This is a genomic window from Nocardia sienata NBRC 100364 (assembly GCF_001613205.1).
Lineage (GTDB): Bacteria > Actinomycetota > Actinomycetes > Mycobacteriales > Mycobacteriaceae > Nocardia > Nocardia sienata.
In genome coordinates, this window is sequence record NZ_BDBX01000014.1 from 58,780 (window position 1) to 64,779 (window position 6,000).

Annotated in this window: 5 protein-coding genes; 3 read left to right on the plus strand and 2 right to left on the minus strand. The window is 67.0% G+C overall.

Annotated elements, in window-relative coordinates:
- Positions 1-211 precede the first annotated feature (211 nt).
- The 3 genes from glfT1 (at position 212) to NS4_RS10455 (ending at position 3,279) form a co-directional block, all read left to right on the plus strand.
- The gene (gene glfT1 / locus NS4_RS10445) at positions 212-1,123 is read left to right on the plus strand and encodes a galactofuranosyltransferase GlfT1 (protein WP_063059332.1); all 912 of its coding nucleotides are present in this window, start codon (positions 212-214) and stop codon (positions 1,121-1,123) included.
- Between the two features lie 126 nt (positions 1,124-1,249).
- Positions 1,250-1,942: a hypothetical protein gene (locus NS4_RS33335; protein WP_245665250.1), complete on the plus strand. Its 693-nt coding sequence runs from the start codon at positions 1,250-1,252 to the stop codon at positions 1,940-1,942.
- 485 nt (positions 1,943-2,427) lie between these two features.
- The gene (locus NS4_RS10455; RefSeq protein ID WP_063059321.1) at positions 2,428-3,279 is read left to right on the plus strand and encodes an SDR family oxidoreductase; all 852 of its coding nucleotides are present in this window, start codon (positions 2,428-2,430) and stop codon (positions 3,277-3,279) included.
- A gap of 57 nt (positions 3,280-3,336) precedes the next feature.
- Here the strand turns inward: NS4_RS10455 and NS4_RS10460 are convergent, their stop codons facing one another.
- Both NS4_RS10460 and NS4_RS10465 read right to left on the minus strand, forming a co-directional pair.
- Positions 3,337-5,241, minus strand: a complete 1,905-nt coding sequence (locus tag NS4_RS10460; RefSeq protein WP_063059334.1) for a glycosyltransferase — start codon at positions 5,239-5,241, stop codon at positions 3,337-3,339.
- A 148-nt stretch (positions 5,242-5,389) separates the two neighbouring features.
- Positions 5,390-5,932, minus strand: coding sequence for a GtrA family protein (locus tag NS4_RS10465; protein ID WP_245665252.1), 543 nt, complete (start codon positions 5,930-5,932; stop codon positions 5,390-5,392).
- Between the last annotated feature and the right edge of the window lie 68 nt (positions 5,933-6,000).

Consider the following 6,000-nt stretch of genomic DNA (forward strand, 5'->3'; position numbering starts at 1 on the left):
TCCCGGCGGGCACAGCAGCGGGTCGGCCCCGGAGGCGAAAGCCGAGCGCCATGAGGTGGCGCCCTCTCCGGTATCCGGCGAGCCAGGATCGGAAGCGCCGGAGAAACGCGATCACGTGCCGGCCGCGCCGGTCCCCGGTGCGCCCGGCACCAGCGGCCCCCGGCGTTCGGCTCCGGCTCCCGCGCGGGAACACGAAGCGGCCGCCGCGGTGTTGCCGGAGGTCGAGTACGGACCGGATGCCAAGATCGTCGCCGTAGTCGTCACACACAAGCGCCGCGAGCTGCTCGCCGAATCGCTGAAGGCCGTCGCCACGCAATCGCGCGCTGTCGATCACCTGATCGTGATCGACAACGGCAACGAGGCCGAAGTGGCCGAACTGGTGGCGGACCAGCCCATCGAGACCACCTATCTGGGTTCGGCGCACAATCTGGGTGGCGCGGGCGGTTTCGCGCTGGGCATGTTGCACGCGCTGAGCCTGGGTGCCGATTGGGTCTGGCTGGCCGACGACGACGGCCGCCCCGAGGGTCCCGAGGTATTGGCGACCCTGTTCGACTGCGCGCGGCGCCACGAGCTGGTAGAGGTCTCGCCGGTCGTCTGCGATATCGACGAACCGGACCGCCTGGCCTTCCCGCTGCGCCGCGGTGTGGTGTGGCGGCGGTTGCGGTCCGAACTGGGCGGCGAGGACTTCCTGCCCGGTATCGCGTCGCTGTTCAACGGCGCCCTGATCTCCGCGCAGGCGGTGGACGTGATCGGTGTACCGGATCTGCGGCTGTTCGTGCGCGGCGACGAGGTCGAGGTGCACCGGCGGCTGGTCCGCTCGGGATTACCCTTCGGAACCTGTCTGCAAACCGCCTATCTGCACCCCAACGGCGCGGCCGAGTTCAAGCCGATCCTCGGTGGCCGGATGCACACCCAGTACCCGGACGATCCGGTGAAGCGGTACTTCACCTACCGCAACCGGGGCTATCTCATGTCCCAGCCGGGTATGCGAAAGCTGCTGCCCCAGGAGTGGATCCGGTTCTCCTGGTTCTTCCTGGTGACCCGCCGCGACCCGGCCGGATTGCGCGAGTGGTTCCATCTGCGCAGCCTCGGACGTAACGAGCAGTTCCAGAAACCGGACTAGCCCGTCGGCACCCATAGCGTCCCGAATCGGTCACCTTCCGGACAACCAGGGTTGACGGCGGATGGGAGAGATCGCTCCCCGCCAGGTAAGTTCGGCTGGCAATCTGCATGATTCGGGAGGAGATCGATGAGTTACCCCGGCGGTCAGCCGCCACAGGGCCTGCCCGCACCCGGCCAGTTTCCGCCGCCGCCACAGCAGTACGCGCCGCCGGCACCGAACCAGGTTGGGCAGCCACAGTATCCAGGGGGGCCACAGGGCGGTCCGCAGCCGTGGGGTGCACCGCCGCCCGGCCAGCCGCCGCAGGGCTTCGGTCAGCCGGCCGCCCAGCCGCAATACGCCAGCGGTCCATACGCGCAGCCGCCCGGACAGCCCCCTGCCCAGTTCGGTCCGGGCGGGCAGCCCGGACCCTACGGGCAGCCGCCCCTGGCCGCGCCCAACGACCCGCCGGGTATCACGGTGGACTGTTCCTACGCCCCGATAGCGTTCCTGCTCGCGATCACCAAACCCAAGATCACGGTGAACGGCCAGCGGGTGCCCAACACCCGGTGGGGCGCCAACCATATTCCGGTCGGCCCAGGGCAGTACCACGTGCGGGTTACGACGCCCTGGCTGTTCGATATGGGTCCGGCCGATGTGGCGGTGCCGGTCCAGCCCGGGCAGGCGGTCCGGTACTACTACCGGACCCCGGCGCTCATCTTCCTCAACGGAGCGATCGGACCGGTTCCGCAGAAGACTCCCGGCATGGTGGTCATGTATGTGATCTGGGCATTCGTCGCCCTGATCTTCCTGCTGAACATCCTGATGATCGCCACGATGTGAGCGACGATCCGCGCGCGGCGGGGTCGGCGACGGCCGGCCGCGCACGGATCGGTTTCGCAGAAGCGTCCGAACCTCAGGTATAGAGGCCCCCGCACGGCGCATCGCTCGGCCGTTGGTGTCCGGCGGACTCGCCCGGACGAGGACGTCTCGAAGTCACTGACAAAGAGGCGACCCGGGGGTGCCGCGGCCGGAACGCGCAGATAAGAGCGGTGGCAGTGGACGGGCTCGCGTACAAGAATTCGACGACGGCCGCATACGCTCGATGCGGCGAGCCAAGCGAGACTCGGTGATCTCGCGGGCGGGTCGGTCGTGCATCCTGCGACACCAGTGGACCGGCCGCACGACCGGCCCGACCACTCGCCGGCCGTCCGACACCCGCACATCGGATCGCACGGTCCTGGGCAAGCCCGGACCTGTTGCCTACGCTCGGAACGCAGTGCCGAACGCAGAGCGGTCGGCGCCCGCGACCAACAGGAGGGCAGGCAATGACAGCTACCGGAGACAAACCGCTGAGCGGCCGGACGATGATCATGTCCGGCGGCAGCCGCGGTATCGGGCTGGAGATCGCCAAACGGGCGGCCGCCGACGGCGCGAACATCACGCTGATCGCCAAGACCGATCAACCCCATCCCAGATTGCCGGGCACGATCCACACCGCCGCCGCGGAACTGGAGGAGGCGGGGGCGACCGTGCTGCCGTTCGTCGGCGATGTGCGGATCGACGCATCGGTCGCCGAGGCGGTCCGGCTGACCACCGAGCGCTTCGGCGGTATAGACATCGTGGTCAACAATGCCTCCGCCATCGATCTGTCTCCCACCGATTCGCTGACGATGAAGAAGTACGACCTCATGCAGGACATCAATTGCCGCGGTAGTTTTCTGCTGTCCAAGCTGTGCATACCCGCGCTGCGCGACTCCGCGGCAGCCGGTCGTAATCCGCATATCCTCACGCTGTCGCCACCCCTGAACCTGGACCCCAAATGGGCCGGTTCCTCGTTGGGCTACACCATCGCCAAGTACGGGATGTCGCTGACCACACTGGGTTTGGCCGAGGAACTGAAATCCGACGGTATCGGCGTGAATTCGCTCTGGCCACGCACCACGATCGCGACCGCGGCCGTGCGCAACCTGCTCGGCGGCGAGGAGATGGTGCGTACCTCGCGAACCCCGGATATCTACGCCGACGCCGCCTACCTGGTACTCACCTCACCGGCCACCGCGACCACCGGGAATTTCTTCATAGACGACGAGGTGCTCGCCGCCCACGGCATCACCGACCTGGACAGATACCGGGTGACCCCCGGCGACGAACCCCTCACCACCGACCTGTTCCTCTGACGACCACGGGCCACGCCGCGGATACGGCGTGGCCCGTTCGGACAGGACGCGTCCGGCTCAGTTCCGGTCGGAGTCGATCCCGTACAGCCGCTCCCAGTTCTCCCTGCTGGTGAGCTCGGCGTGCGCGGCGCGGTAGCGCTGCGCAAGATCGGGCAGTTCCTTGTACAACCGCCGCAGTACCCGCACCGTGCGCAGCAGCAGGGCGCGCGCAGTCGCCTTGTCACGTTTGCGAACCCGGACTCCGGACTGTGAGGCATCGGTGACCACGACATGGTCGAACAGCGATACATGCCACCAGTGCGCGTCTTCGCGGGTGACCCCGACCAACCCGTACTGGACCTTGCCGGTCCACTGCTGGATCGCGCGTTTGATCAGCACCGCCAGCAGTCGGCTCGGTTCGCCACCGGCGCGACGCACACGGATCTCGGAGGAGTCCACCGGGGGCGTCGCCGCGGGATGCTTGAGGGTCTCCGCGTAGTCGGCGCGACTGGTCCGGGCCCGTTTCAGCGGCTCGACACCGCCGTCCCGCAGGATCGAGGGTCCCGCCAGGAAATCCTCGATGCCCTGCAGGGTGGTGTGCGCGAGACCGTACTGCATCGCGACCAGATATTCGGAGATGTTCCGGAAGAGCTGCCGGGTGACCGTGCCCGGGTTCAGGTCCGCGTGCATCGCGCTGACGATCAGCGAGTTGCGGGTGCTGAAGTACCGCGCCCAGTCGTCGAAATCCTTCCAGTAGAAGTCCGCGTGCCAGACCGCCGCATTGGGCAGCGTGACCGTGACAAACCCGTGTTCGCGGGCGCGGACCCCGTATTCGACATCGTCCCACTGGAAGAAGATGGGCAACGGCAGCCCGATCTTCTTCACCACCTCGGCCGGGATGAGGCAGGTCCACCAGGCGTTGTATCCGGCATCGACCCGGCGTTCCTGGTTCTTCTTCAGCATGCTGGTGTTGCGCAGCGCCTTGGGCACCTTCTGCCCGTGCATGAGCCGGTGCAGGTGCACGTCCTCGGCCCCGACATTCAGGTAGTCGGGGTTGAGCAGGAACAACATCTGCGCGCCGACCAGCGTCGGTTCCACGGTGAGGTTGGCGAAGGCCTGCAACCGCAGCACGGTCTCGGGCTCACAGAGGATATCGTCGTCCATGAGGATGACGTCGGCGTGTTCGTTGGCCGCGGACACCTCGTACAGTCCACGGGTGAAACCGCCCGCCCCGCCCAGATTGGGCTGGCGGATGTAGCGCAGTTTGTCTCCGAACATCGACCGCGTGGCCTGGTACAGCGGCCGGTTCTCCACCAGATCGGTGCCCTGGTCCACCACGTACACCGCGTCGAGCGAGCCGAGCACGGTCTGGTCGGAGGCCAGCGCGGCGATGGTCTCGGCGCAATCCTGGGCGCGGTTGAAAGTGCAGATGGCGATGGCGACCGGGCGTACGGTCTCGGGGGCGGTCGCGGTCCAGGTGAGGTCGGAGATCTCCAGGTCGCCGCCGACCGCTTCGAACTCCAGCCACAGGGCCCCGCCGTCGACGAACTGGTCCAGCGGCGCGGTCAGGGTCAGCGGGCCGGTGGCGGTGACCTCGGCGGTGCCGACGATCCGGCGGTGCCCGGCGATATCGGAGGCCACGATCCGGACTCTGGCATGCTTGCCGACCTGCAGGATCATCGTGGCCTGCACCTCGGTGACCACGGTCCAGCGCTGCCAGTAGCTGGCGGCGAAACGGCCGAAATAGGTGTTGGTGTGCGCGGTCGAGCCCTTGTCCAGGCGCAGAATCATCCGGTCCCGGACGGCACGGCCTTTGACCACCGCGTACAGTTCGTCGCTGATCTTCGCCGAGGGTCCGGTGAAGATACCCCGGGCGAGCACCAGCCGCCGCGGAGCCGGGTGGTTTTCGGCGCGCAGCGACTCGGGCGCGACCGCAGCGTGATCGTTCGTCTCGGTAACGGCCTGCATAGCCGACTGGTCCATGAAGTCCTCGAAATCCTCAATATTTTCGCGCATGAGCGAGGGCCCTGCGTGGTTACGCTCCGCTACCGCCTCCGGGCCTGATCAACTCATGCTGTGCCGACTGGACAAACATGTCCGGTGAATACGGTTCGCGGCGGGCCCGAGGATATCAATCAGCCACGCCGGTCGCCCGGTTGGTCGTTTCCCGATCGGGTTGCCCGGTAAACACGAACTTGTCATAAGCCCAATACCGGAACACCACGGCAACGATCTGACCGATCAATGTTCCAGAGATATTGTCCGCCAGCGGCGTGGCCAGACCCAGGATGTACCTGGAGAAACCCAGGCAACCCAATTGCAGTCCGATCGCGATCACATTGATCACCGCGTACGACAGGTACTCCCGGGCCGGGCTGCCGGACTGCTTGTGCGAGAAGGTCCACCACTTGTTGCCGAAGTAGGTGACCACCGTGGCCACCGCGATAGCGATGATCTTGGCGGGCAACGGGACGTCGTGCATGAGACCCTCGCCACCCCAGGCGCCCAGATTGAACACCAGCAGGTTGTAGGTCCCCGCATCGACCAGGAAGCCGACCACGCCGACCACCAGGAACGCCGCACTCTGCCGCAGCCCGGTCCGCAGGCGCTCGGCGAGCGAACGGGGGGCCGGCGCGTCGGCGGCGACAGCGGCCGTTGACTCACCAGATGACACGCGCCGACGGTACCGCAGTGACCTGAGCCATCCTCTGTGGCACGGCATGAGCGGGTCAGGCCCGGAGA

Bases quoted from the DNA above. Each gene is read 5' to 3' on its own strand.
- NS4_RS33335 (WP_245665250.1), top strand. From the start codon at position 1,250: ATGAGTTACCCCGGCGGTCAGCCGCCACAGGGCCTGCCCGCACCCGGC.
- NS4_RS10460 (WP_063059334.1), bottom strand. From the start codon at position 5,241: ATGGACCAGTCGGCTATGCAGGCCGTTACCGAGACGAACGATCACGCT.
- NS4_RS10455 (WP_063059321.1), top strand. From the start codon at position 2,428: ATGACAGCTACCGGAGACAAACCGCTGAGCGGCCGGACGATGATCATG.